We start from the raw sequence: 780 nt of genomic DNA, 5'->3' as shown, positions 1-780 counted from the left end.
CTGTTCAACGGGCTCCGGCGGACAAAAAAGTCAGGCCGCCTCTTGTTGGAGAAACGCTTGTGCCATGGCGATGAGCTTCGTCCACCGGGCCGGCATATGCGGAAGATCCGCCAGTTCCGGGATGACGACCGGGACCCGGCCTTCGAGTGCGCTATGCGGGCGCAGGAAGTTGAAATACGCCACAAACAGCGTCACAAAGGACACCGAGCCTTCTTCCGCACCAAACCCATGGGTCGGGCGGTAGTTGCCTTTAAAGGTCCGGTTGAATCGCTCGATGATCTGTTTGAGAGGGCGAAACTCTTCCGAGACCGGATCTTCGTTGGTTAGGCCGATCACCTGGCGGACGTCAAACGAAATCCCGTGCTGGGCGAAGAAGTGTTGCGCCAGCCGGTAAATCGGGTTGCCATCCACGACAAACGACAAGTCGTCTGGGAGGGACGGCAGCTTTCGCAGGACATCATCGATGGCCTGGATGGCCGAGAGCGTGTCCCGCTTGGGCGAGACGCGATACGACAGCACGATCTTTTTGACGGCATCAAACATAAAGAACAGGTAATGCCAGCGCCCTTTGACGCGAATATACGTCTCGTCCCCGCAAAACGAACCGGACAGCTCATACGGGAACCGGTCGACAAAGGGCTTGATCCAAAGCGCGACGCTGTTGGCGTAGTTGAGCACCGTCTGATGGGAGATCGAGACGCCATGGATGTCCTTCATGGCGGCGGCGGTCTCCCTCGAGGACATCCCAAAGTTGACGTAGTACGTCAACACGAGCCCCAA

General features: G+C 57.9%; 1 protein-coding gene. It reads right to left on the bottom strand.

Features of this window, described 5'->3' with window-relative positions:
- Positions 1-30: 30 nt before the first annotated feature.
- Positions 31-780: DDE-type integrase/transposase/recombinase (locus DCC82_RS18300; RefSeq protein WP_233253002.1), on the bottom strand; the 750-nt coding region annotated here is incomplete at its 5' end.

Origin of the sequence: Geobacillus sp. LYN3, assembly GCF_003064505.1 — a bacterium.
Classification (GTDB): domain Bacteria; phylum Bacillota; class Bacilli; order Bacillales; family Anoxybacillaceae; genus Parageobacillus_B; species Parageobacillus_B toebii.
This window is presented reverse-complemented; position numbering and strand designations above follow the sequence as displayed.